Raw genomic sequence first — 25,557 nt, forward strand, 5'->3', positions numbered from 1 at the left:
ATTGCGAAAACGGATTGTGACGGTTTGATTGCAGTTCGGTGACGGTCGCCCTTTATAGCGACGCTTCGACCCTCGGAATGATGTCCTCCACCCGGTCCACCACCGAGTAGATGCGGCGGATGTCGGAGCGTGCGAAACCTGCTTTTATGATGTGGTCGAGCAGTTCGATCAGCGGGTCCCAGAAGCCGTTTATGTTCGCGATCACAATGGGATAGCTGTGCCGCCCGAGCTGTGCCCAGGTCAGCATCTCGATCGTTTCCTCGACCGTGCCGATGCCGCCCGGCAGCGCCACGAAGCCCTGGCTGCGCTCGAACATCAGCTGCTTTCGCGCATGCATGCTCTCGGTGACGATCAATTCCGTCACTTCCTTGAATTCGACTTCCACTTCCGTCAGGAATTTCGGAATGATTCCCGTGACTTGGCCGCCTCCGGCCAGCACCGCCCGCGCCACCGCGCCCATCACCCCGATGCCGCCGCCGCCATAGACCAGCTTCACCTTCGACTGCGCCATGATGTGTCCGAACCGGTCTCCCGCCTCCATGAAGGCGGGTTCCTTTCCGGTGCTGGAACCGCAATAAACACAAAGACTTGAGAGTTTCATTTTCAAATTTTCCGCTCGCTGTACGAACAGCGAAGTTTCACATTGGTGCCGTAATTGCAAGCTACGCGATAGGCTAGGGCTTGGTCGTGCTCTGTCCCGTTTCGGGACGGAGGCAGGGGAAGGATACGTGAGATGAAAATCGGGGCGATTGTTGGCGCTTTTGTGGTCGCGCTCATTATTCTCGTCGGCGGCTACTGGTTCTTTTTCCGTGGCGGCACGGAGCCCGCACCCGCCGAAATAGCAACGCAATCAGACACTTCCACGGATGAAGGCGAGGCCGAAGAAGCAGCCGATCCCGCGATCCCGACTTTCGACATCGTCCGCGTCCAGCGCGACGGCTCGGCGCTCGCCGCCGGCCGCTCGCTTCCGGGCGCCCGCGTCGAGTTGAAAGCGAACGGCGAAACCGTCGCCGAGGTCACGGCGGATGAGCGCGGCGAATGGGTCGCGCTCCTCGAAGAGCCTTTGAAACCGGGCACTATCGAGCTTCGCCTCACCGCCAACAATCCGGATGGCAGCGTGAAGGACAGCCTCCAGGTCGTCACCGTCAACGTCCCCGAAGACACGAGCAAACCCGCCCTTGTCGTCCGCAGCGAGCCCGGCAAGGCAAGCACCGTCCTGCAGGGGCCGGGCGTTCCCGCCGATGCCGGCAGCCTCGTCCTCGAAACCGTGGACTACGACGAAAAAGGCAACGTCATCATTTCCGGTCGCGCCGACGCCGGCGCCGGGGTCCGCATCTATCTCGGCGGCGAGCTCGTCGGTGAAACCAGCGCCGATGCCTCAGGCCGCTGGGAAATCCGTCCCGAAAACGAAATAGCCCCCGGGCAATATGCGCTCCGCGTCGACCAGCTCGACGGGGAAGGCCGCGTCGTCGGCCGCGTCGAGGTGCCCTTCGAACGCGGCGAACCCGCCGCCGTCCTCGCCGCCCTCCGCGATGGCAAGGTCGTCATTCAGCCGGGCAACAATCTCTGGACGATCGCCCACAATCTCTACGGCTCCGGCTTCAGCTACACGGTCATCTACGAGGCCAACCGGAGCCAGATCCGCGATCCGAACCTCATCTATCCCGGTCAGGTCCTCGAAACTCCCGGTTTGAGCCACTAAAGCCCCAAAGACCGCATTGTCCCCGGGCCGATAGAGCTTATCTAAGGTAAGGAAATGACGCCCCGTCCGGGCTGCCGGATGGGGCGTTGCCTTATCGGCACCTTGTGCGGAATCGCGAAACCGGAGACCCTGCGTTTCATGCCACGACGAATGAAAATTGCCTCGCGCGGCGGCCCCGATCCGGTGACCGGCGGGCTGCCCCCGCGGCGCCGCAATCACTGGCGGACGCTCGCCACCATGTTGCCCCGGCTGTGGCCGGAAGGGCGAACGGATTTGCGCGCGCGCGTCGTCATTGCCGTGCTTGCCCTCGTCGCGGCCAAGGGCATCACCGTCTATGTGCCTTTCATCTACAAGGAAGCGGTTGACCGCCTGTCGCCGGAAACGGTTGCCGCCGCCGCCGTTCTCGTGCCCGTCATGCTGATCGTCGCCTATGGCGTAGGCCGTATTTTGATGGTGGCGCTGGCGCAGTTGCGCGATGCCGTCTTTGCGAAGGTCGGCCAGAACGCAGTCCGCGAACTCGCTGTCGAAACCTTCCGCCATCTTCACGCCCTCTCGCTCCGTTTCCACCTGGAACGGCGGACCGGCGGTCTTTCGCGCGTCATCGAACGCGGCACCAAGGGTGTCGATTTCCTGCTGCGTTTCTCGCTGTTCAACATCTTTCCGACGATCATCGAGCTCGGCCTTGTCTGCGTCATCCTCGCCTATGCCTTCGACATTCGCTACGCCGCCGTCACCGGCGTGACGGTCCTTCTCTACATCGCGTTCACTTTCGCGGTAACGGAGTGGCGGACGCGTTTCCGGCGCGAAATGAACGATCTCGATACCGAGGCGAATACCAAGGCGGTCGACAGCCTGCTCAACTATGAAACCGTGAAATATTTCGGCAATGAAGAGCACGAGACAAGGCGCTTCGATCATTCGATGACGGGCTATGAGCGCGCGGCCATCAAGACCGCCACCTCGCTGTCGCTTCTGAACACAGGCCAGACGCTGATCTTCAGCGGCGGTCTGACGATTCTCATGCTGATGGCGGCACAGGGGATTGCGGAAGGCGTCCTCACCATCGGCTCCTTCGTGATGATCAATGCCTACCTGATCCAGCTCTATCAGCCGCTCAATCTTCTCGGCACGGTCTACCGTGAAATCCGTCAGGCCTTGATCGATATGGAAACGATGTTCGATCTGCTGCAGATACCGGCCGAGATCGAGGACGCGCCCGGCGCGCCCCCGCTGAAGGTCGAGGGCGGCGAACTGGTCTTCGAGAATGTCACCTTCTTCTACGATCCGGACCGCCGCATCCTGGACGACGTCTCTTTCCGCGTGCCTGCCGGCCGCACACTCGCGATCGTCGGGCCGTCCGGCGCCGGCAAGTCGACCATCGCTCGCATTCTCTTCCGCTTCTACGACATCTCGGGAGGCAGCGTACGGATCGACGGGCAGGATATCCGCATGATCACGCAGGATTCCCTGCGTGCCGCCATCGGCATGGTCCCGCAGGATACCGTCCTCTTCAACGACACAATCCGCTATAACATCCGCTACGGCCGCCCCGGTGCGACCGACGCGGAGGTGGAGAAAGCCGCTGAACTCGCGCGGATCGGTCCCTTCATCGAGCGTCTCCCCAGGGGCTACGAGACACGCGTTGGCGAGCGCGGCTTGAAGCTCTCCGGCGGCGAGAAACAACGCGTGGCGATTGCGCGAACCATTTTGAAGAACCCGCCCGTCCTGCTGCTCGACGAAGCGACTTCCGCACTCGATACCCATACTGAAAAGGAAATTCAGGCGGCGCTGAAAGGCATCTCTCAAAACCGCACGACGCTCATTATCGCCCACCGCCTTTCGACGGTGGTGGACGCCGATGAGATACTCGTTCTCGAGCAAGGGCGGGTCATTGAGCGGGGGCGGCACGATGCCCTGCTGGCGCTCGGCGGTGCCTATGCCGCCATGTGGAACCGCCAGCGCGAGGCCGAGGCCGCCGGCGAGGAGACGATACAGGAAGCCGGCCCGGCCGATGATGAAACCGCACCCGGGAAAGCCGCCGAACTTGAGCCGCTGACGGCAGATCCCGGTTATGCTTAACCCCGGCCGCCTGGCGGGTTACAATCCTTTCTGCGCTTCGATCTCCGACGAATGAAACCGAGAAAGCCGATATGGACAGCCTTACTTCGATTTTGACGCCTATTCACAGGGAAGGGCACCGCTTCGCGATTATCTTCGCCGCGGTCACCATCGTCCTTTTCCTGATCTGGAATCCCCTGGGCTGGATCGGCGTCATTCTGACGCTCTGGTGCCTTTATTTTTTCCGCGATCCGGACCGCGTTACCCCCACGCGCGAAGGCCTGGTGGTCAGCCCGGCCGACGGCATCGTGAACCTCATCACGGAAGCCTCGCCGCCCGAAGAACTGGGATTGGGCGATATGGTCCGCACGCGCGTTAGTATCTTCATGAACGTGTTCAACTGTCATGTGAACCGCGCGCCTGTCGCCGGGACGGTGAAGCGGGTCGCCTACCGACCGGGCCTGTTTCTGAATGCCGACCTCGATAAGGCCAGCGATGCGAATGAACGGAACTCGCTTCTGATCGAGCGGGCCGATGGCGAGCAGATCGTGGTTGTCCAGATCGCGGGGCTTGTCGCCCGGCGTATCGTTTGCGACGTGAGAGAGGGGCATGACCTCGCGGCGGGTGAGCGCTTCGGCATCATTCGTTTTGGTAGCCGCCTCGATGTCTATCTGCCGGTCGGCGCCATACCGCTCGTCGCCGTCGGGCAGACGGCGATTGCCGGTGAAACCGTGCTGGCGGATTCGATATCCGTCTTGCCGCAAGTGTAATGGCTTCGCAGGCTCTTGCCTGCGAGCTACATGAAAGGCTGAGGAAGATGGCCGGTCCTATTCCGCCGTTTGAACCGCGACCCGGTCCGGGTTACCGGCCGCGCGACAATGCGAAGTCGCGCCGGGCCCGCCATTTTTCGAAATTGCCTGTGCGGACCATCATTCCGAACGCCTTGACCATCCTTGCCCTTTGCGCTGGCCTGACCGCCATTCGCTTTGCAATAGAGGGGCGTTTCGAGGCCGCGGTCGTCGCGATCATCATTGCCTCGGTCTTCGATGCGCTGGATGGACGCATCGCCCGCATGTTGCAAGGTTCGACGCGCTTCGGAGCCGAACTCGACTCGCTTACCGACTTCGTGAATTTCGGGGTCGCACCGGTCGTCGTGCTCTATCTCTGGTCTTTGGGAGAAATCGGCGGTATCGGCTGGATAGCCGTTCTCGGTTTTGCGGTTTGCTGTGCGCTCCGCCTCGCGCGCTTCAACGTTGCCCTTGAAGATCCGGACAAACCTGTGTGGGCCGGAAATTTCTTTGTCGGCGTTCCCGCGCCCGCCGCAGCCGGTCTCGTGATGTTGCCGCTCTATCTGTCTTTTATCGGCGTAACCTGGCTGAAGGAAGTGCCGCTTCTGATCGCCATTCACGTGTTCGCGATAGCTTTCCTCATGGTAAGCCAGTTGCCCACTTTCTCGGGCAAGCGCATGGGGCTGCGTATCCGCCGAGACATGGTGCTGCCCATCCTGCTGCTTGTCGGCCTGAGCGCCGCCGTCATCCTGAGCTATCCGTGGATTGCGTTCACGGCGCTATGTGCGCTCTATCTTGTTTCCATCCCGGTAGCGATCGCCCGGTACCGTCATCATGCACAGCGCACCGCGGGAGAAAACCGCTCCGAGCAGGAAAACAGTTCGGAAGTGGAATAGCGAGGCGTCAGCCTTTGTTGCCGATCACGCTCTTGAGCGTGGTCTTTGCAGGGCTGTTCGCCCGGGCCGCTTCCATTTCACTGAGAACATGGCGCCTCAGCGTGCCCGACGCGTCGAGTATAGGCTCGATGTGTCTTATCTTCTGGTTCGCTGTTTCCGGCATTTGCCAATCTACCGACCTTGCCTTGCGGCGGGCCGCTTCCTTGTCAATTTCAACCATCGGCCAACTCGGCCTCGTCGATTGTGTGCTCGTCTCCGTTCGGCAGCGGCGCACGAACCGCATGTATATGAACGAGTCGAAGCGGTCCCGGTTCCAGGGCCCGGCTCCGTGCAAGCCAGACGCTACCTTCATGCATCAACGTGGTGGCGCTTTCCGGCGGAAGTTTGGCGTTTTGCAGGCAATCGTGTAGCTGCCGCCAACCGGTCTGAATAAGTGGCAGATAGACTGAGGTCAGATCGGACATTCTTTCCAATTTGTAACCTGATGCGCCCAGCGCAGCGCGATACTCGGCTTGCGTCCATGGATGTGCCACATGGCCTTCCGCAGCGCGCCACGCGGAGATCGTCTCGTCTTCTTCCGTTTCGATGCCGATGCCATCGGCAAGAACAAAGTCGGTAAGAACAAGAGATCCTTCATCGCTTAGTGCGCGTTGCAGTTCATCCAGCATCCGTTCCTTGTCTTCGACGGCAAACATCGCTTCGCGCATGAAGATGGCTGCATAGCCTCCGGCGGGTTCGAAATCCTCCGGCCCGAGACCGTCCGGACCGACCGCTCGCACTGGCGCCACCGTCCCCATTCCCGCCTGTTCCGATAGAAGCTGGGCGGCGGCGGCAAGTTCGCCATCCGCCTCAATGCCGAGAATGGTCGCTCCCGAGGCCTTCGCAATGGCGCGCATGCCGCCGCCCAGGCCAGGCGTCAGATCGAGATACCGCCCGCTCGAAGAAAGAGTGATCGGCGCTGCCACACGCAGAGCAAACGAGGCGCCCCCGGGAAGACTGAAACCCTCGCCCCAGAGTTTCTGGATCAGCTCCACGCGGCCAAGGGGAGGCGTCTCTTCTTCAGGAGCGGGCCGGGCCGCCGCGGCGGGGGATACTTTCTGCTGTGGCGCGGGCGCGGGCTTTTTCCTCTTGCGGCGCTTGATGCCTTTCGCGCGCGCGACGTCGTCGGTATCCATGCCTTCCCACCAGGCAATCACGCGCAGCAGCAACTCCATGCCAAACCCGGCTTCACCTCCGCGCTTCTTTTTCTGCGCTTCCTTCTCCTCCTCGGCTCCGCCTTTTCCGCCCCGGCCGCCGGTAGAGTCCGCTCCCGCTGCGCCGCCTGGACGCTTGCTGGGATTTTCCACGAGATATTTTTCAAGGGCGGAGCGGTGGGGGGCGCTAAGCTTCCGCATACGGCGGAAACGGACGATGGCCTCCGCCGACATCTGTTCGAGACCCGCGGTGAAAACGGCAACAGGCATCGCCTGCAGTTCATCGCTGCCGACTGTTGCCAGATTGACGAGCGTCGATTTGCTCATGTCCGGTACCGTTGGTCCCCAGACGAAGCGGCGCTCCAGCGCAGCGACTTCGCCTCTATCGCCATAAACGTGCTTCGGGCTTCAGCGCGAATAGCACTCCAACATCCTTAATGGCATGACCCGCGTTAATTCATGGTTTCCGAGCGTCAAACATATGGTTAAGGGGCGGTAAACGCGCTTTCATTTCGGACCGGAATCCCGCAAGTTACCTCCGCGCTGGATCGAATTTATAGGGGTGGGGCGGCGCTGTTTCATGCGTAAGTCAAAAAATCCGGCCTTGCGGTTTCCCCGCACGACCATTGCATTGTGTCTGGCGGTCTGCATTGCGGCGGCCCTCGGCGTCTTTCAGTTCAAGCTGTCCTATGACACGCGGGTTTTCTTCAACCCGGCGGGGCAGGACATCGCGACCTTGCGTGGCTTTGAAGCCAAATACGGCCAGAACAACGATTTGCTCATGGTCGTCTGGGCCGGAGGTCGCGATATAGCGGAGCCTGACACGCTCGCCGCCATGGGCGATCTTGTTGCGCGCGCATGGCGACTGCCCCATTCGACCCGCGTCGACGGGCTTACAAATTTCCCCCATGTCCAGTCGGATGCGGACAGTTTCTCCGTCGCCGACCTGGTGCCGGACCCCGCCAATGTGAGCCTTGCCGAAGCGCAGGAAATCGGCCGCATAGCGATTGATGACCCGCTGATCCGCAATCGCCTGATGGCGGAAGACGGAAAGGCGGCTGGCATCGTCGTCAATTTCAACCTGCCGGGCGAAGCGTCAGCCGAGGTGCGCGAAATCATTGCGGCTGCTCGCGCTCTCGCGAAAGATTTCGAAGCGGATTATCCCGGTATAGAGGTGAAGCTGACCGGCAACGTTATGCTGATGGGCACCTTTTCCGAAGCGGCCATGAACGACGTGATGGTGCTCATCCCCATCAGCCTCCTGGTAACTTCGCTTGTGATGTTTGCCTTCGTGCGCGCGGTGCTTCCGAGCATAGGCATTCTATCGCTGCTCGGACTATCAAGTGCCGCCGCGATGGGTGCCGCTGGCTGGTACGGCTACGAGATCAACACGGCGACAGTCGCCTGTCCTGTCATCATCATGACCGTAAATATGGCGGCAGCCGTCCGTATCGTGACGACAGCCATGGGCGCTCTTGGTAGAGGTCTGTCGCGCAATGAAGCGATTGCAGAGGCGATCTCGATCAATCTCTGGCCGGTAACGCTTACCAATGCGACCACGATGATCGGCTTCCTTGCGATGAACCTTGCCGATGCGCCGCCACTGCGCGAGCAGGGTAACATAGTGGTTGTCGGCATCCTGTTCGCGTATCTCTTCACCTTTACCTGGCTGCCCGCCATTCTTTCGCTGATGCCGCTTCGTCCGGCGGTGCAGCGCTCCGAGCGGGTAATGATCCTGCTCGGTCACTTCGTGAACCGCTACTACAAGCAGCTGTTTTTTCTTTGCAGCATGATCGTCCTCGCCTGCGCGGTGTGGTTGGGCAACATTCGGCTCGACGACGATTTTGCACGATATTTCGATCAGCGTTTCGAATATCGGCAGGACTCCGATTTTGCCGAGGAACGGCTGACTGGCCTCAACATCGTTGAGTTCGACGTCGGGGCGGGAACGGAAGGCGGCGTCTTCGAGCCGGCATATCAGGCGCGGCTTGCGGCGTTCGAGGCCTGGCTGCGGGAGCAGCCCGGCGTCGTCAGCGTGGCCGCCATCTCCGACGTTACTGCCCGCGTGCATGAGGCGATGAATGCGGGGCGCGAGCCTGTCGAGGCGGTTCCGGAGGACAGGGAAACCATCGCGCAGTATTTCCTGCTCTACGAGCTGTCGCTTCCCTTTGGCATGTCGCTAAACGATCAGGTTAACGTAAGCCGGTCGTCGAGCCGGGTTACGGTTATCCTGCGCCATATGACGTCAACGCAGATCCGCGAGTTCAACGACGGAGCGACGTCATGGCTGAAAGAGAATGCGCCTCCGGAAATGCAAACACGGGGCATTGGCCTCAACGTTCTCTTCGCCAATCTCTCCGGGGTAAATATCCGCTCCATGATGCTGGCGACGCTCGTATCCGTCGTGCTGATTGCGGTGGTCGTCGGCGTGGCGCTTCGCAGTACTGTTTATGGCGCGCTGAGCATCCTGCTGAACATGTTGCCGTCGCTTGTCGGCTTCGGTCTCTGGGGGCTCTTGTATCAGGACATAGGGCTCGCGGCCTCGGTCGTCACCGCCATGACAATCGGTCTGGTGGTGGATGACACGATCTATTTTCTGTTGATGTATCAGCGCGCGCGGAAAGACGGACTTTCACCGGAAGAGTCCATTAATCACGTCTTCGCCACGGTGGGCATCGCCATGCTGGTCATCACCGCTTCCCTGGCTGTCGGCTTTGGCACACTGGTATTTTCGGGCTTTGAGGTGAACCGTTCGCTCGGTGCGATGACGGCTCTTGTCATCTTGTCCAACCTCTTCATCGACTGGTTGATGCTTCCACCGGTGATGAGGATTATGGAAAACAGCCGGGCAAGGAAGGCTGCGCGTCGTCTATCATAGATTCACGGTTGTGGAATCTTTGTAAAATCGCCCGTTAACTAATTGTTAGTGTTTGTAATTCGTTAAAGCATATGATTCTTTAGGGCTGTGTGTTGTGTGCGTAAAATGGGGTGGGGCCAGTGATCCGAACCTACGAGCAGCTGACAGGCGCTCAGGGGCGCCGAATGTTTTATCGGGCCGAACGATTCCGGCCGGAACAGCTCTTCCGTGAAGAGATTCCGGCGGTTTTCATTGAAAATGAGCAGACATCGCTCAAAAACCTGAGCATGACCGGGATTGCGGTCCAGAGTTCCCGTCTGGAAGGCTGGGATGAGCGGATCGGCTCGGAGATTCCGCTGGAGTTCCGTGTCGGGAACGCGCGGCTTTTCGGCGGGGCTGGGCGTGTAAGGCGTGTCGAGACGCAAGGGCTTCGGGCCGTCGTAGGAGTGGAGTTCACTTCCGGCTACCTGGACATTCCGAACATCGTAAGCACCCACGACAATCTGGTGCTCGCCAATGCGCTCGCGGATCCCGCCTTCGCTACGTCCGAGGGCATATTGCCCGAGTTTCTGCAGCTCTGCACCGAGATCGTGAACACCTTCCGGTCATACAAATCCGTCCTTGAAAATTACGAAGCCCGGCTCACGGCAACCGGCGCCGAACGCGAAAAACTTCTGCTGGAAGCGCTGATCGCCTGCGAAGATCGTATCGTTCCGCAATGGAAAGAGCTCTGGTATCGCGGAAACGATATTCTGGCTCCCGTCTGGAGCAATCCGGCAATCCTCGCGCGGCACAAGCGATATGCCGAGCGCGTGCTTACGCCGGACTTCATGCCGGGTGCCGTCATGAAGCGCTGCTATGAAAAGCCACTCGGCTATCCCGGCGATTATCAGATCATGAACTACGTTTATGAGTGGCAGCGCGTCGGCAATACGCCTTACGAAAAGCTCCTCCACCGTATCGGTATCGAAACAGGGGCCTGCGTCGGCACACGCCTTCGCATGACGCAAAAGCTCATCGCCGCGCGCGTTGCCGAGCAGCCTGGCGATACGCCTCTGAATATCGCCAATCTCGGCTGTGGATCGGCCTATGAGGTCTACGATTATCTGAAGATCGACCACCTGCCGCGCCCGGTTAATTTCACCTTGATCGATCAGGATGATCGCGCCTTGACCCATGCCTATGAGCATGCTTACCCGGAGGTGATACGCCATGCGGGCCGCGCGAAAGTGCAGTGTCTTCAGGCCTCATTTGCGCAGCTTCTGAAAGCTGGAGCTCTCTTCCAGGCATTGCCGCCCCAAGACGTGATCTACAGCCTCGGCCTTTACGACTATCTGTCGGCGCGCCGGGCACGTGCACTCACGCATGACCTCTACGCACAGGTAAAGCCCGGCGGTAAGCTGATCCTCGCCAATGTGAAAAAGGGACGGGAAAGCTGTGAGTGGCCGCTGGAATTCGTGACGGATTGGAGCCTTATCTATCGCACCGAAGAAGATATGCGGGCGCTGGTCGAAGGGCTCAATGTGGAAAGCGTGACCGTCGAGGTCGATGCAACGCAATGCATCTATCTGATGGTGGTGGACAAGCCGGCGTGACGCGGGCCTAGCCCGCTTGCCACTGAATATCGTTGGGCTGTGCCGCGACGAACCGGCTTCTCGGGAAGGTGGCGCGTGCTATTGTGCCTTCGTCCACGACGCTTTCGAGTTCTATCGAACCGCCATGCAGGTTCATGATCTTGCGAACGAGCGGTAGTCCGAGGCCGGTGCCTTGTTGCGTCCGGGACATCGCATCTTCGACCTGGACGAATGGTTCGAAAATGCGTGTCGTATCCGCTGCCTTGATGCCGATGCCGGTGTCCCTCACGGCGAGCACCATATCTCCGGCGGGATTCAAGCCAAGCTCCACCGACACCTCGCCATTCTCGGGCGTGAATTTCAGAGCATTTGAGGTCAAGTTGATCGCGACCTGATTGAACAGACGTGGGTCGGCAATGATCCACGGGATATCGTCGCGCACGCGGAAGCTGAGCTCGACACCCAGCTCGGATGCCCGTTGGCGGAACATGCGCATTGTGCTGTTCAGCGCTTCGACCGGGTCGATCGGCTCTTCTTCCAGTTGCAGCTTTCCCGCTTCGGCCTTCGAGATATCGAGGATGTCGTTGATGATACTCAGAAGATGGGCACCGCTCGACCGGATGTCAGCTGCATAATCGACATATTTAGGCTGTCCGACAGGTCCGAACATCTGGTTCGAGATGATTTCGGAAAAGCCGATGATGGCGTTGAGTGGCGTGCGCAACTCATGGCTCATGATGGCGAGGAAGTCGTTCTTGGCACGGTTGGCGGCTTCCGAACGGCTCAGGAGCCGCTCCGAACGCCGTTGTTCAGAGCGCAGCTTCTCATTGTCGATGAAGCTCCGGCGCAGATGATACTCCTGCACGTAGTTCACAAACATGCTGACACCCACGCCGAAAATCAGAAAGACGTTATTGTTGATAAGCATGTTTGTCGGAATGGGATTGACGAACAGAACCGCATATTCATATGCGGCACACGCCAGAACCGACATCAGGATCGAGTAGTAGTAGCGTAGCCGCCAGAGGCAGTTCACATAGCTGAGAATGATGAGAACGCCGGCGTAGTAGAGGTAATTGCCCGGCGCGGCCGCGATCGCAATCATGGCAACGACGGCAAGAGCAGGAATGGCCATTGCCAGCGACAACAAGGCCTGATGCCGGTACGAAAAGCCGGGCAGATAGGAAATGGCGACGATGGCGAGCAATAACGGACAGGCAATTCCAATGCGGATTGCCCACGCCTCGGTGGCGACTTCCGGAATGATGTAGGGATCGAAAACAGCGTACAGCGCGAAAATCACGGCGCCGAGCGCAATCGAAAGACGCGTCAACCCGATATGACGCTCGTAATTCTGAACATTGTACCGATGCTCGACATCCGCCTGGCGAAACCGCAAGGTTATCGGATCGAGTGCATAATCGGTCGATAGCTCGGCCGATACATGATCGACGGAATCGTGCCGTGCAGTGCGCGCTCCGCTCCCATGCCGCTCAGGCCCGCTCGAACCTTCGGCCAGATATTTCACTTCCGCCATGTGTAACCGAACGTCCGAAGAACTACTTTGGGCGTAGAGCGTTCAGGCTAGCGTTTAAACCTATAATGCTTGGTTAAGTGCGGATTAGCTGCGATTTTTTCCGCAGGACTGCGCCGTTCGCCGGGTAAGATACGATTGCAAACGGTTCAACTGCTTAAGGAAAAATAAATCAGTAGCAGGCTGCCGAAAAGAATCCGGTACCAGCCAAACACGGTGAAACCGTGGCTGCTCACGAAGCTGACGAGCCACTTCACAACCAGTAGCGCGGATATGAAGGCGGCGATGAAGCCCGCCGCGATGAGGTGCAGATCATCCATGCTGATCAGTTGCCATGTATCCCGCAGGCTCACCACGGAAGCTCCCAGCATCACAGGGATGGCAAGAAAGAACGAGAACTCAGCCGCCGTCTTCCTTTCAACACCCACAAGAAGCGCGCCTAGAATAGTCGCTCCTGACCTCGATACGCCGGGGACCAGCGCTATGCACTGAAACAGACCGATCTTCAATGCCGTCCTCATGGAAAAGGCTTCGACGGACGTAATACGAGGCTCGAGATGGAGCCGTTCGACCACCACAATGGCAATTCCGCCGGTAATCAGAGCCGCACATACGACATAGGGCGTGAACAGCACTTCGAGTATGAAGTCGTGATAGAGGACGCCGAGAAGTCCTGCCGGAATGAGAGCGACGAAAATAGCACCAATGAAATTGCGAGCGCCGGCATCCCTCGGTGCATCGCGCAGCACGCGCGTCAAGCGGCCACTATAGAGTACGCAAATTGCGAGAATGGCGCCAAGCTGGATAACGACCTCAAAAACCTTTCCGGGGACACTTGAAAAGCCGAGAAGCTCTCCGACGATGATGAGGTGCCCCGTCGATGAAATCGGCAGAAACTCGGATACGCCCTCGACAATGCCGAGAATGATCGCGTGCAGGAAGTTGGGGTCGTTCATCTTGGGGGAGAAATCCAGCTGGATATTGGGGGGAGAGACGACAACGAGGTTAGCACGCCGACCGTTACACAAATCTTATGTCAGGAGAATATGGCTCTGAAATTGCTGGCCGCAGCGGCTAAAACCCGGTGGCATCCAGCGCCTCCTTTACCCGGCTGACGGCGATGTCGAAAGCAGCCGAGCGAAAATCCAGGCTGTTCTCCCCGGCATGGTCGAATACGTCGCGTGCCGCTTTGCCCAAAATATTGGCAAGTTGAGCATCGACTTGTTCGAGCGACCAGACCTCCCGCTGCAGGTTTTGAACCCATTCGAAGTAGCTGACAATGACACCGCCCGCGCTGGCGAGAATGTCGGGCACGATGGCAATGCCACGTTCCTTGAGCAGCCGATCCGCCTCGCCGGTGACGGGTCCGTTTGCACCTTCAACGATCACCGGCGCCGCGATATGGGGCGCGTTTTCGGCCGTAATGACATTGCCCAGCGCGGCGGGAATGAGATAGTCGCATTCCGTTTCAAGCAAGTGGGCTGGATCGAGCGCATCGTGATCATTCGTTTCGCAGAGAAGACCGCGCTCCTTCTTTCGCTTGGCAAGGGCATCGATGTCGACGCCCCCTTTCCGGTACACAGCGCTTCGAGAGTCGGATACTGCGACGACCTTCATTCCAAGTTCGGTCACCGCGCGAGCCGCATGAAGACCAACATTCCCGAAACCTTGAATGGCGACGGTCGCGCCTTTCAGCGGCGTGCCGTAACGCGCGGAATATTCCTTTATGACGATCCCTATGCCGTGACCGGTTGCTTTCTCGCGGCCGACGGATCCGCCAAGTGCCAGCGGTTTTCCGGTTACGGCTGCAGGCGAATGACCGTAGATCGCGGAATATTCGCTATGAATCCATCCCATCACTCGCGCATCTGTGCCCACATCCGGCGCCATAATGTCGCTGTTCGGCCCGATCTCCCGATGAATGCGCTTCACGAATTTTCGTGTCAGCGTTTCAAGTTCGCGCAGGGAAAGCTTGTGCGGGTCGCAGTCGATACCGCCCTTGCCGCCACCAAGAGGAATGTTCACCAGCGCAGTTTTCATCGTCATAAGGGACGCCAGCCCACGCACCTCCTCGATATCGACCTCTGGGTGATAACGCAGTCCCCCCTTGCAGGGGCCGCGTGCGCTTTGGTGTTGCACCCGGTAGCCACTGAAAATAGCGAGCTCTCCATTGTCCCGCACGATCGGAATTTCGACCTTGATTTCGAGGGCGGCGAGAGAGAGCAGGGACTTTATGGAGGCGCTGTAGCCGAGGCGGTCGCAGGCAGCTGTGAGAAAGGTTTCAAAAGCCGATTTCATCGAGAGTCTTGGTGTCACATCCGTTCCCATCTGATTGCTCGCCCCTTTGGCGCTTGGATTTGAGGGGAAAAGACCGGTTATTTCAACCGTGGGGGCCGCCTCATTTGCGCCTTACTCATTAACAGATGGTTCAGATGCCGTTCAGGTGCTGGGTGTGAGGCTGACCTTCGTCGGCGGAATCTGATTTCCGTCTAGCGAATGGAGACACCTTATGGTGCGGCATGGGCATATAACGAAACTCACTGGCGTCGCGACGGCGATTGCCTTGTGTCTTGGAACGAGCGCAACGGCTTTCGCTGCCCCGGGCGATAATGGACGGGACGCCCGCTGGGGAAGAGAACCGCAACGCGAGCATAGAGAGCGGCAGACGCAGGAAAGGCGAGTTCAGCCTCAGCACCGGGACGCCGATCGACAGCCGCACCAGCGTCAGCAAGCCGACCAACAGCAGCGGCAACGCCAGCAGGCGGAGCAGCAACAGCGCCAGCGTCAGCAAGCCGAGCATCAGCAGCGGCAGCGTCAGCAGGCGGAGCAGCAACAGCGCCAGCGTCAGCAAGCCGAGCAACATCAGCGTCAGCGCCAGCAGGCGGAGCAGCAACAGCGCCAGCGTCAGCAAGCCGAGCAACACCAGCGTCAGCGCCAACAGGCGGAGCAACAGCAGCGCCAACGTCAACAAGCCGAGCAACAGCAGCGCCAACGTCAACAAGCCGAGCAACAGCAGCGCCAACGTCAGCAAGCGGAGCACCAGCAGCGGCAGCGCCAACGGGCGGAGCAGCAGCGCCAGCGGCAACACGTCCACCAGAATGAACGTGACCGGCAGCGTTATCAGGCCCCGCCGGATCGCGGCTCACATTACAAACAAGTGAACCATCGTCAGACCTATCGGCCTGTCTACAAGGACCGCCCCTGGTATGGCCACCACTATGCAAAAGGGCATCGTCCGAGCCATCGTGGTCCTGTGGTCATATACCGCAACTCTTATCACGTCGTGACGATCCCGCAGCCGGTCTATATCGAACCCATGCCGGGCTACTACGATGCGCCTTACGGCTATTACGATTCCGTCTATGGCTATGACGATAATTATGGTGGCTATGGCTATCGCCGCTCGGCTTGCAACAGCGACAAGGTCGGTGCGGTTATTGGCGCCGTACTTGGCGGCGTTATTGGCGCCGAGCAGGGCAGGGGCGCCGGTCCGCTGGTTGGCGGTGCGGTCATTGGCGCGGTGCTTGGCGGCGTCCTCGGCCATGCAATCGATGCGAACAATCAGGCCTGTGTCGGCGACGTGCTGGAATATGTTCCCTCCAACCAATCCGTCTACTGGACAGATCCGGGCAATGGCTATGGCTATGGCTATGAGGTAACGCCCATGCGTACTTACGAGCCGTATGAGGGCCAGTATTGCCGCGAATATCAGACGATCGTCACGATTGGTGGCCGGACCGAGCAGGCCTATGGCACCGCCTGCCGTCAGCCGGACGGCGCTTGGAAGACCGTCAACAGCTGACGAGCTGATCTCCCTTGGCCTTGCGGGCGGTGCGTCTTCGTGCCGCCCGTTTCCTTGCCCGTCCACCTATGAAAGCGCTAGGCAGCTCGCCCGTCAGACGCCATCATTGGCTCAAGCGATCCTCAGAGGTTGCAACGGCCAAAAAGGGGGCGTTCATGTCGAATGTCGAAAAAGTCGGCGATTTCATCACCATCGAACGGCAGGGCCGCGTAGCAGTCGTCCGTTTTGACAGGGGCGACCGCGTCAATGCGCTGTCAGTTCAGCTTCTGCGGGACCTCGGTGCCACGGCCCGCCTGCTCCGTGATGACGTCACGACCAGTGCCATTGTGCTGGCAGGTGGCCGCGCCTTTACCGGCGGCGCTGACCTGACCGACCCGGAAATGGCCAAGCGCGCAACGGTCTCTCTGCTCGAACGCCGCGAGATGCTGCGCGCGGGCCCTGACATGTGCGATGCATGGGAGGCGGTCGACCAGGTGACGATCGCTGCCATCGAGAGTTTCTGCATCGGCGGTGGCGTCGCGCTTGCCGCCGCCTGCGACTTCAGGATTGTTGCGCGAGGCGCACATTTCAGGCTTCCGGAAATTCCGCTCGGCATGAACATGAGCTGGCACACTCAGCCCCGCCTCGTGAACCTCATTGGCCCCTCCCGCGCCAAACAGCTTACGATCTTCGGCGAACGCGTCACGGCGGAACAGGCGGAAGCATGGGGCCTCGCCGACGAAGTCTGCGCTGACGGCGAGGCACTGGCCGCCGCCCGGCGCTGGGCGGACAAGGTAGCCGCGCTGCCGCCCGTTTCCGTTCGCATGGCGAAGCGCGGTATCACGCAGGCCGCGACCGCGCTCAATGCCGTTTCCACCTACATGGATGCCGACCAGTTCGCGCTGACGGCGACGAGCGAAGACCATCGCGAGGCAGTGACGGCCTTTCTTGAAAAACGTTCGCCGAATTTTACCGGCCGTTGAAACAGAGAAGAATTCAGATGTCGTACGATCATCCAAAATCCCATCGCAGCGGTTGTCCTTGCTGTTCGCCTTACATCTGGGATGCCTACAGGCTTCCCCAGCCAGGTCTCAGCCGCAGGGGGTTCTTCGGCGCGGGCGCGGCGCTCACCGCTGCCGCACTGGCTGCGGTCACTGGTTCTCGCGCCGACGCTTCCGCCGCCGGTGTTGCCGCGCTTGCCTTCGCTGCCCCGCATATCGCTTCTGGTGAAACACGCCGCATCCGCGCCGGTCTCTCTGGCGCGACTATCTATCGCGGCGGCACGATAAGGACCATGAATCGCGCACAGCCACTCGCGGAAGCGGTTGCCGTCACAGGTGGCCGTATCGTCGCCGTCGGCAGCGAAGCCGAGGTTAAGGCACGTGCCGGCATTGGCGCAAACATCGTTGATCTAGCGGGCAAGACCATGTTGCCGGGCTTCATCGACTGCCACGGCCATGTCTCCATGACGGCATTGCTCATGGGCTTCCAGAACCTCGCACCGGAACCGGCAGGTCCCATCCGCTCCATCGCCGACATCAAAAGCGAGTTGGCCAAATACCGCGAAAAGACCGGCGGCGGCCGAGGCGGCTGGCTTCTCGGTGCGAACTACGACGACTCTCTCCTTGTCGAAAAGCGCGCCATTACCTGCGCCGACCTCGATGAAGTTTCGACGGAGCAGCCGATCCTCGCCTACCATGCCTCTCTCCATGTCGCTGTGGTAAATTCATACGCGCTGTCGCTCCTTGGCATCACGGCCGATACGCCGAACCCTCCCGGCGGCGTCATACGCCGTTGGCCGGGCACGAATGAACCGAATGGCATTCTCGAGGAGGGTGCCATCACCCTTGCCATGCCGCGCCTGCCTCAAGCATCGAAGGAAGAACTTCTCGATCTTCTGGATCGCGTACAGGAGCAATATGCCGCCTGGGGGATTACCACCGCCCAGGATGGTGCAACGCGCCGCCCCGATTTCGACCTGCTGACGCTCGCCGCCGAACGCGACCGTTTGAAGATAGATATCGTCGCCTATCCCTTCTTCACCCATATCGAAGATCTGGCGAAAGGCAATATCGCGCTGAAGGAAGACTATAACGGTTTCAAGATCGGCGGCATCAAGTTGATGCTCGACGGCTCCCCGCAGGCAAAGACGGCGTGGCTGACCAAGCCTTATGAGGTGGTGCCACCCGGCTTCGATGCCGATTATCGCGGCTACCACATCGTCGACGACGAAACTGCGGCGAAGCTGGTTGATGACGCTTTCGCGCGCGGCTGGCAGGTCTATGCGCATTGCAACGGCGATGCTGCGGCAGATCAGTTCATTGGCGCCATCGAGAAAGCTACGGCGAAGTACGGCCCCGCTGACAGACGCTCAACTGTGATCCACGCACAGACGCTGCGTGAAGACCAGCTCGACATGATGCAGCGGCTCGGCGTCATGCCTTCGTACTTTGTCTCCCATACGTTCTATTGGGGCGATTGGCACCGGGATTCTGTTCTCGGTAGTGAGCGCGCCTCGCGCATCAGTCCCGTGCGCTCCACAGTGGATCGCGGTATGCGATACACGCTTCACAACGATTCTCCTGTGGTCCCATCCGATTGCCGGATGCTGCTCTGGTCCGCGACGAACCGGCGCACACGCAGCGGACAGGTTTTGGGTGAAGATCAGCGCATCGGCGTGCATGATGCGCTGCGTGGCATCACCCTCGACGCCGCGTATCAGCATTTTGAAGACGATATCAAAGGCTCTATCGAGATCGGCAAACTCGCCGATCTTGTTATCGTGGAGCAGGATCCGGAGACCATGGACGTATCGGATCTCCGCGATCTTCATATCCTCGAAACGCTGAAGCGTGGCGAAACCATTTACTCGGCCTGAAGTTGAACTGTCCAAGACCGACATCACTTATTGACCAGAAGGACAAGATGACCCCGCCCCCGGGAAAGCAAAAACAGGATGGCCGCCGCTTGCGCAGCGAAGTCAGCCGCCGCCGCATTGTCGAGGCTATGCGTGAACTGATTCGCGAAGGCTCGGTCGCGCCGCGGGCCGAGGAGGTCGCCGCGCGGGCGGATGTTGGACTTCGCAGCGTTTTCCGCCACTTCGACGATATGGAAAGCCTCTATCGCGAAATTGCGGAGGCGATGCTTCTTGAAATTATGCCGATGGTGAACCTTCCTCAGCCTTCGGGGTCCACTGCGGAAATCGTGTCGGAAATGATCGACCGGCGCGCCAAATTGTTCGAGCGGATCATGCCGTTTCGGACGGCGGCGGATGTGCACCTGCACCGTTCGCCCTTCCTGCATGAAGATCGGTTGCGCATGAATGAGATGTTGCGCAAGGCAATGCGGTCCGCGCTCCCCGCCGGCATCCGCAAGGACAAGATGCTGCTCGACGCCTTGGACGCAGTCTTCAGTTTTGAATTCTGGCGCCGTCTCCGCTCGGACCAGGAGCTGTCTCCCGCCCAGGCCCGACGCGTCGTCGAGCACGTGACCTCGAGCCTTGTCGAGGGAAAACCAGGCAAGGGCTGATTTCACTCAGTTTCGGAAGAGCTTCTCGCATCCCGTTCCAGACAAGACATCGTCCAACGCCTTTCGGTCGATGGGCTCAAGAGCGGCATGTTTCTCCCTCAGCCATTGCAGGCACTTTCCCTGATAAGGAAAGGGCTGCTGGACCCAGGGCTTGCCGTCGATCTCCGTTTCGACCTTCTCCGCCCCCGCTATCAGAGCTTCCGCATTGGCGAGGAGCGCCGGCACGTACACACGGCCGACTTCAGCAAGCAGTCCCCGAATGGTGTCCGGTATGGAGCCTCGCTTCATCCAGTCGTCTTCTGTCGGCTCCAGGCCAGACAGATCCTCCACAATGTCGACCCACGCAAAAACACGCGGCGCCCGCTTCAGCGTTTCCTCCATCGGTGTCGGATCGAAATGCGTCAATTGGGTCAATTGGCCGAAGGCGCCGAAGTCGCTGCCGCCGGGCCGCTGTCCCATCAGGAACGGCTGTTGTTCAAGATGCGCCTTCAAGGCGTCGAGATACCGCAGAAAGCTGGACTCAATGACAGGCGCCGTCGTGTCGTTTGAGCCCACCACATAAAGCCGCGAGATCTGCCGTTGTGCAAAGAGCTCCCCCATCTTCAAGGCTTCGTCTTCCGGAGCGGTGATGCCTCGCCACCGCGGCAGAATGGCCGCCGCCCGCTCGATGTCCGCTTTGTAGTGCCAGCGATAATGGAACATCGCCTTGGTCAGCCATTCGTCCGCATAATCTTCGAGCAGGTAGTCGATGAATTCGATCACCGGGTCGGCGGGCACGACATGCCGCCCGTTAAATGCCTTTTCGAAACGCCGGATCAGCGGCGTGGAGTCGACCGCCGCTTCATAGGGGCCGCCATCCTCGCTCAGGAAAAATGTCGGCAGCAGCGCGACTTTAGGCTTCGGCAGGTTCTCGGGCAGGGAATGTCCCGAAAGCAGGAATCGGTAGGGGATGTGACGGTAGCGAAGCACCGAGATCATCTTGCGCGTATAGGGAGAGCCCGGCGCGCCGCTTAGAATAAGTGGTGTCGTCAGTGTCATGGTCGCTACCGCCCTTGATATTTTCTGGTTGTCAGAACGTCAGAATATGTCCTTCAGCCGGGTTGATGCGTCCCGCTCTCATCTCCGCATAGATGTGCGCGATTGCCTCTTCGCCTTTGCCATGTTCGACGGTCAGCCATTTATCCGCGTGCTCGGCAAAGGCGTTCCAGCTTTCGTCGAGCTTCGTGTCGAAACCTTCCTTGCCCCAGTCGTTCGTGCGCTTGCGCACCTGGTCCGGCGCAAAGAAGAAGCGCGGCGTTGCTCCCGGCAATCCGCTTGGCGGCCGCCCCGCGTCCCAGTGCGAAAGCCCTACCTGCGTGCTCTCCACAAGCTTGTCGCCGAAATGGTTGTGAACGGCAGCCAATACCTCGCCATTGCCCGCGAAATCGACCACAAGCGTCGGCATGCTCGCATCGAGGGATGCGATATCGTCATAGGCGATGGTCCGGTCGTAGAAGCCGAGCCCGTTCACGAAGCCGATATTGCCGCGCGAGGTGATGCCGATTGTTTTCGGCGCGTCGGGCCGGCGCCTGTGCAGGCCGAAGGCCAGGCCGAGCCCCGTCTTCGACGACGCGCTCAGCACAAGCGCCTGCTTTGCTCCGAAGAATCCGTTATCGGCAAGCCAGTCGTCGATCAGGAACGACGTCGTGTAGAGCGGCCGCAGTATCGGCTGCAGGTCGTCATGTGGCACCGTCTGCGCATTGCTCCGCGTATAGCTGTTATAGACGGGGTGCAGTTCGCGACGCGATTTGTAGAGATCGAGGAAGCTGCCCGGCGTCACTTTCTCCGGCTGCATAACGAGATGCGTGGCCATCGGAAAATAGCCATAGAGCCTTTCCCCCACGGCGACGTCCTTGTTCTTCGACTGAACCACATTGGCGAAACCCCAAACCGGAATTTTCCCCCAGCCGCCTTCCGCGGGAAAGAACGACCAGTAGTTCAGCATGTCGCCGGCGACGGCATAGGTGATGTTGTTGGCGGTGAAGGCGAACTTCTCGATCTCCGCCAAAATCTGACCGTCCTCGACCTCCGCCTCGCGCTCTACCCATTTGGACTGCGCCAGGTCGTTGCGGTTCACGATGAATTCCCTGATCTGCGTGTTCATGTGCCTCTCCTCTGCGTGCCGAACAGGCGCATGATGTCGCGTCCTCTCCCCGCTGTCCGGCGGTTTTTCTCGCGTCACGAAATCTTGATGCGAGATCCGCCTGGCTCATTGTTTTGCGTCCACTTGACCGGCTCGAACATCCGCCGATAAAATGACACGTTAAATGCCAATATAATGAGCGCCGGGATAATCCGTCAATCTCCATGGGCCGAATGAGGAACGATACGATGAAAGTCGAAAATGCAATACGCCCGGCCCCCGGCCAGCAGGAAGCCTTTTTCGCCCGTGCAGGCACCGAGGATGATGGTCCCGCCGTTCTGGTCAATCTCCTGAAATTCCGCGAGCATGCCGCCTATCCGGATGGCCGCGACGCAGAGCTTTCAGGCGAGGAGGCCTATATGCGCTATGGCATGGAGGTGGCGAAGCTCATCTCCGCGCTCGGCGGGAAGTTCATCTGGTTCGGCGTCGTGGATGGTATTCTGGTCGGCGAATGCGAGGAATTGTGGGACCGGGTGGCCCTCATAGAGTATCCTTCTCGCGCCGCCTTTCAGGCAATGATCTCATCTCCCGAATATCAGGCGATCATGATCCACCGCGAGGCCGGCTTGGCCGGTCAACTCGACATCGGCGCGCGCCGCGGCTGAAGCGGGAGCCGGTTTTCAGCCGAAAAAGCCTCGAATGAACCCCTTGTGACGTCCCCCCTCCCGGCGCATCATATCCCCCTGTTGCGTCTGTGAAAGACAAGGCGCGTCCGGGCGGCAGCCTTCCGGGAGGGGAAGGCCGGACGCAGTCAAAACAAGAGGGGGAGGGCGCGCATGGCGAAGCGTCGCGAAGATATTGTTCCGGGCCTTGGCGAAGAAGCAGCCGAAACGCCGAATGTCCTCAGTCCCATTGTCGGCATCAGCCGTGAGGATGTGCTCTCTGCCATAGGGTCGATCGTGGGTGGCGCTGCGCGCCAGCCCTTCACCTTCATGCAGCATATCGGCTCATTCGGCCGCAATGTCGTCGACATCGTCGGCGGCGGAGCGAAGTTCGCGCCCCAACCGAAGGACCGCCGTTTCATCGACAGCGCCTGGCAGAAGAGCCCCGTCTATCGCCGCCTCATGCAGGGGTGGCTCGCCTTCCAGACTGAAGTGCACGGCTTCATCAAGTCGCTCGATCTCGATCCCGTCGAACATGGCCGCGCCATGCTCGTCGCGGACATCATGATCGACGCCGTTGCGCCCACCAACACTTTCGTTGGCAATCCCTCCGCTGTGAAGCTTGCGCTCGATACGGGGGGAAGCTCGCTGGTGCAGGGCTTCCGCAACGCGATCGACGATCTGCGCAACAATCATGGTATGCCGAGCCAGGTCGACAAGTCCCCGTTCAAGGTCGGCGAAAATATAGCGACCACGGAAGGGGCCGTCGTCTATCGCACCGAGATGCTGGAGCTGCTGCAATACACGCCGCAATCCGGCCAAGTGCACGCGATGCCGCTTCTCTTCGTGCCGCCTCAGATCAACAAGTACTATGTGCTCGATCTCACGCCCGAAAAGAGCATGTCGCGCTACCTCACCACCCAGGGTTTCCAGGTCTTCGTGGTGAGCTGGCGTAATCCTGGGCCTGAGCATCGCGATTGGGGCCTTGCTGAATATGTGGCCGCTCTGGTCGACGTCATTGGCGTCGTCTGCGCGATCACGAGTTCCGACAAGGTCAATATCTCGGGTGGCTGTTCCGGCGGCATAACAACCGCAACGCTTCTGAGCTACCTCGCCGCAAAGGGCGACAAGCGCGTCAATTCCGTCACCTTCTGGGTCTGCGTGCTCGACCCTCGAATGGAGGACAGCGATGTCGGTGTTCTGGTCACCAAACGGGGTATCGAGATGGCGCGAAAGCGATCGGCCAAGAAAGGTGTTCTTGCTGGCTCGGATCTCTCACGCGTTTTCGCGTGGTTGAGGCCGAACGATCTCATCTGGAACTATGTCGTGAACAATTATCTGCACGGCCAGAAGCCGCCAGCCTTCGATGTTCTGTTCTGGAATAATGATTCCACCAATCTCACCGCCGCTCTGCACTCGGACTATCTGTCGCTCTACGAAACTCAGCCTTTTGCGAATCCGGGTAAGGAACAAATTCTGGGCGAGCCTATCGATCTCGGAAAGGTCGAGATTGATGCGTTTATCGTTGGTGGCGTGACGGATCACATCACGCCGTGGAAAGCCTGCTACAGAACGACGCAGATGCTCGGTGGAAACAAGGAATTCGTACTGTCGAACAGCGGTCACATCCAAGCAATTCTCAACCCTCCGGGGAACCCCAAGGCCAAATACTTCGTTAATGACAAGCTTCCGTCCACTGCGGATGAATGGGCCGCTGGCGCTTCGGAAGTTAACGGTTCCTGGTGGGAACGCTGGGCAAAATGGCTTGGAGAGCGTTCCGGCGAGATGCAGCCCGCATCGAAAAAGCTCGGAAATCGCAAATACAAGCCTTTGGATGCAGCCCCGGGCACTTATGTATTAGGCTGAATATGTAGTGAGTCGAATCCACCCGCGCAAAAGGGTGCAATGAAGAGTGCACGGAATGAGTGAAAGACAACCCCGATACCGCGAAATCAGAGTGGGTTCGCATCTTCTCCGTACTGCGGTTTGGGAGGGCACTGGCGCTCAGACCCCGTTGTTGTTTTTCAACGGCATCGGGGCGAATATCGAACTCATTGCTCCGCTTGCGGATGAATTGTCGGATAGGGATATCATCGCGCTCGATGCGCCGGGCGTTGGTGGTTCGCCCGCCGCTGCTTTCCCTTATCGTCCGTGGCAATTCGCACGCATGGCGGCCGGCGTTCTCGACGAGTTAGGTTACGACGAGGTCGATGTTCTCGGCGTTTCCTGGGGCGGCGCGATGGCCCAGCAATTCGCCTTCCAGTTCAGCAAGCGGGTGCGCCACCTTGTGCTCGCCGCCACATCGGCAGGCATGTTCATGGTGCCGGGCAAGCCGAAGGCGTTGATGAAGCTGGCGCATCCGCGCCGCTACATGGACTCCGACTACATGATGAAGCACTTCGAAACCCTCTATGGCGATGAGGGCGATGGCGCGGATCATTCAAAGCGCCTGCGTGCGCCGTCCATGCGGGGCTATTTTTATCAGCTGCTGGCGGGGTTGGGCTGGACGAGCCTCCCTTTCCTGCCTTTCATCAAGCAGCCGACGCTGGTCCTCGCCGGCAAGAACGATCAGATCGTGCCGGTGGTCAACGCGCGCATTCTCGCCCATTGCATTCCCAATGCGCGCCTGGAAATAGTCTCGGGCGGCCATCTCTTCCTGGTCTCGCGGCCGGATGAGGTCATGCCCCTGATCCGCGATTTCCTGGACAAGGAGCCCGCCAAGCGCCCTTTCGCAAGTAGCTCGTTCAAGGGCGAGCGCCGTTTCCGCGGCACCGGCAAAAGCGTCCGCCCCGCCGTTTGAGCCCTTTTTAGTTCCGAGTTGTCTCCCCGCTTGCCGCTTGCACGGCAACAAGCATTTCTCTA

The 25,557-nt window shown here is 59.7% G+C and carries 22 protein-coding genes; 13 read left to right on the forward strand and 9 right to left on the reverse strand.

The window, feature by feature from the left end; translation table 11 throughout:
- Nucleotides 1-52: 52 nt before the first annotated feature.
- Nucleotides 53-601 (reverse strand): LOG family protein, encoded by a 549-nt coding sequence (locus PLAV_RS05655; protein ID WP_012109989.1) that lies wholly within the window; start codon nucleotides 599-601, stop codon nucleotides 53-55.
- 132 nt (nucleotides 602-733) lie between these two features.
- On the opposite strand from PLAV_RS05655, the gene PLAV_RS05660 reads away from it, so the two are divergent.
- The 4 genes from PLAV_RS05660 to PLAV_RS05675 all read left to right on the forward strand — a co-directional run bounded on the left by PLAV_RS05660 (nucleotide 734) and on the right by PLAV_RS05675 (nucleotide 5,444).
- Entirely contained in the window at nucleotides 734-1,702 is a 969-nt protein-coding gene (locus PLAV_RS05660) for a LysM peptidoglycan-binding domain-containing protein (protein WP_012109990.1), read from the forward strand.
- A 138-nt stretch (nucleotides 1,703-1,840) separates the two neighbouring features.
- On the forward strand, nucleotides 1,841-3,781 hold the full coding sequence (locus tag PLAV_RS05665) for an ABCB family ABC transporter ATP-binding protein/permease (protein WP_012109991.1): 1,941 nt from the start codon (nucleotides 1,841-1,843) through the stop codon (nucleotides 3,779-3,781).
- 23 nt (nucleotides 3,782-3,804) lie between these two features.
- Nucleotides 3,805-4,530, forward strand: coding sequence for a phosphatidylserine decarboxylase (locus PLAV_RS05670; protein ID WP_281032321.1), 726 nt, complete (start codon nucleotides 3,805-3,807; stop codon nucleotides 4,528-4,530).
- A gap of 47 nt (nucleotides 4,531-4,577) precedes the next feature.
- Entirely contained in the window at nucleotides 4,578-5,444 is an 867-nt protein-coding gene (locus tag PLAV_RS05675) for a CDP-alcohol phosphatidyltransferase family protein (RefSeq protein WP_049767854.1), read from the forward strand.
- A 7-nt stretch (nucleotides 5,445-5,451) separates the two neighbouring features.
- Here the strand turns inward: PLAV_RS05675 and PLAV_RS05680 are convergent, their stop codons facing one another.
- Complete coding sequence (locus PLAV_RS05680) at nucleotides 5,452-5,664, reverse strand: hypothetical protein (RefSeq protein WP_041535869.1); 213 nt, start codon at nucleotides 5,662-5,664, stop codon at nucleotides 5,452-5,454.
- Nucleotides 5,657-6,964 (reverse strand): methyltransferase domain-containing protein, encoded by a 1,308-nt coding sequence (locus tag PLAV_RS05685; RefSeq protein ID WP_012109994.1) that lies wholly within the window; start codon nucleotides 6,962-6,964, stop codon nucleotides 5,657-5,659. Before PLAV_RS05685 ends, PLAV_RS05680 begins: the two co-directional genes overlap by 8 nt.
- Nucleotides 6,965-7,217: 253 nt before the next feature.
- On the opposite strand from PLAV_RS05685, the gene PLAV_RS05690 reads away from it, so the two are divergent.
- Both PLAV_RS05690 and PLAV_RS05695 read left to right on the forward strand, forming a co-directional pair.
- Entirely contained in the window at nucleotides 7,218-9,515 is a 2,298-nt protein-coding gene (locus tag PLAV_RS05690; RefSeq protein WP_012109995.1) for an efflux RND transporter permease subunit, read from the forward strand.
- Between the two features lie 164 nt (nucleotides 9,516-9,679).
- Nucleotides 9,680-11,089, forward strand: coding sequence for a hypothetical protein (locus PLAV_RS05695; RefSeq protein ID WP_012109996.1), 1,410 nt, complete (start codon nucleotides 9,680-9,682; stop codon nucleotides 11,087-11,089).
- A 7-nt stretch (nucleotides 11,090-11,096) separates the two neighbouring features.
- Here the strand turns inward: PLAV_RS05695 and PLAV_RS18775 are convergent, their stop codons facing one another.
- The 4 genes from PLAV_RS18775 to PLAV_RS18780 all read right to left on the reverse strand — a co-directional run bounded on the left by PLAV_RS18775 (nucleotide 11,097) and on the right by PLAV_RS18780 (nucleotide 15,687).
- Nucleotides 11,097-12,605 (reverse strand): sensor histidine kinase, encoded by a 1,509-nt coding sequence (locus PLAV_RS18775; RefSeq protein WP_012109998.1) that lies wholly within the window; start codon nucleotides 12,603-12,605, stop codon nucleotides 11,097-11,099.
- A 146-nt stretch (nucleotides 12,606-12,751) separates the two neighbouring features.
- Nucleotides 12,752-13,558, reverse strand: coding sequence for an undecaprenyl-diphosphate phosphatase (locus PLAV_RS05705; protein WP_012110000.1), 807 nt, complete (start codon nucleotides 13,556-13,558; stop codon nucleotides 12,752-12,754).
- A 118-nt stretch (nucleotides 13,559-13,676) separates the two neighbouring features.
- Nucleotides 13,677-14,918 carry a Glu/Leu/Phe/Val family dehydrogenase gene (locus tag PLAV_RS05710; RefSeq protein ID WP_202944006.1) on the reverse strand — a complete coding sequence of 414 codons (1,242 nt, stop codon included), beginning with the start codon at nucleotides 14,916-14,918 and terminating at the stop codon, nucleotides 13,677-13,679.
- Nucleotides 14,919-15,030: 112 nt separating this feature from the next.
- Entirely contained in the window at nucleotides 15,031-15,687 is a 657-nt protein-coding gene (locus PLAV_RS18780) for a hypothetical protein (RefSeq protein WP_143710172.1), read from the reverse strand.
- Nucleotides 15,688-15,759: 72 nt separating this feature from the next.
- Between PLAV_RS18780 and PLAV_RS19955 the strand changes: the two genes are divergently transcribed.
- The 4 genes from PLAV_RS19955 (at nucleotide 15,760) to PLAV_RS05735 (ending at nucleotide 19,911) form a co-directional block, all read left to right on the forward strand.
- Entirely contained in the window at nucleotides 15,760-16,404 is a 645-nt protein-coding gene (locus PLAV_RS19955; protein ID WP_202944007.1) for a glycine zipper 2TM domain-containing protein, read from the forward strand.
- 155 nt (nucleotides 16,405-16,559) lie between these two features.
- Nucleotides 16,560-17,366, forward strand: a complete 807-nt coding sequence (locus PLAV_RS05725) for an enoyl-CoA hydratase/isomerase family protein (protein ID WP_012110005.1) — start codon at nucleotides 16,560-16,562, stop codon at nucleotides 17,364-17,366.
- 17 nt (nucleotides 17,367-17,383) lie between these two features.
- Entirely contained in the window at nucleotides 17,384-19,261 is a 1,878-nt protein-coding gene (locus PLAV_RS05730; RefSeq protein ID WP_012110006.1) for an amidohydrolase, read from the forward strand.
- Nucleotides 19,262-19,308: 47 nt separating this feature from the next.
- Nucleotides 19,309-19,911 (forward strand): TetR/AcrR family transcriptional regulator, encoded by a 603-nt coding sequence (locus PLAV_RS05735; RefSeq protein ID WP_012110007.1) that lies wholly within the window; start codon nucleotides 19,309-19,311, stop codon nucleotides 19,909-19,911.
- Between the two features lie 6 nt (nucleotides 19,912-19,917).
- Here PLAV_RS05735 and PLAV_RS05740 read toward each other — a convergent pair whose 3' ends face one another.
- Together PLAV_RS05740 and PLAV_RS05745 are read right to left on the reverse strand one after the other, a co-directional pair.
- Nucleotides 19,918-20,949, reverse strand: a complete 1,032-nt coding sequence (locus tag PLAV_RS05740) for a glutathione S-transferase (RefSeq protein WP_012110008.1) — start codon at nucleotides 20,947-20,949, stop codon at nucleotides 19,918-19,920.
- 31 nt (nucleotides 20,950-20,980) lie between these two features.
- The gene (locus tag PLAV_RS05745; protein ID WP_012110009.1) at nucleotides 20,981-22,054 is read right to left on the reverse strand and encodes a DUF2855 family protein; all 1,074 of its coding nucleotides are present in this window, start codon (nucleotides 22,052-22,054) and stop codon (nucleotides 20,981-20,983) included.
- Nucleotides 22,055-22,281: 227 nt separating this feature from the next.
- Between PLAV_RS05745 and PLAV_RS05750 the strand changes: the two genes are divergently transcribed.
- The 3 genes from PLAV_RS05750 to phaZ all read left to right on the forward strand — a co-directional run bounded on the left by PLAV_RS05750 (nucleotide 22,282) and on the right by phaZ (nucleotide 25,495).
- On the forward strand, nucleotides 22,282-22,698 hold the full coding sequence (locus PLAV_RS05750; protein ID WP_012110010.1) for a DUF1330 domain-containing protein: 417 nt from the start codon (nucleotides 22,282-22,284) through the stop codon (nucleotides 22,696-22,698).
- Between the two features lie 171 nt (nucleotides 22,699-22,869).
- On the forward strand, nucleotides 22,870-24,561 hold the full coding sequence (locus PLAV_RS05755; RefSeq protein ID WP_012110011.1) for an alpha/beta fold hydrolase: 1,692 nt from the start codon (nucleotides 22,870-22,872) through the stop codon (nucleotides 24,559-24,561).
- Between the two features lie 55 nt (nucleotides 24,562-24,616).
- The gene (phaZ, locus tag PLAV_RS05760; protein ID WP_041535870.1) at nucleotides 24,617-25,495 is read left to right on the forward strand and encodes a poly(3-hydroxyalkanoate) depolymerase; all 879 of its coding nucleotides are present in this window, start codon (nucleotides 24,617-24,619) and stop codon (nucleotides 25,493-25,495) included.
- The last annotated feature ends 62 nt before the right edge of the window (nucleotides 25,496-25,557 follow it).

Origin of the sequence: Parvibaculum lavamentivorans DS-1 (assembly GCF_000017565.1) — a bacterium.
Lineage (GTDB): Bacteria > Pseudomonadota > Alphaproteobacteria > Parvibaculales > Parvibaculaceae > Parvibaculum > Parvibaculum lavamentivorans.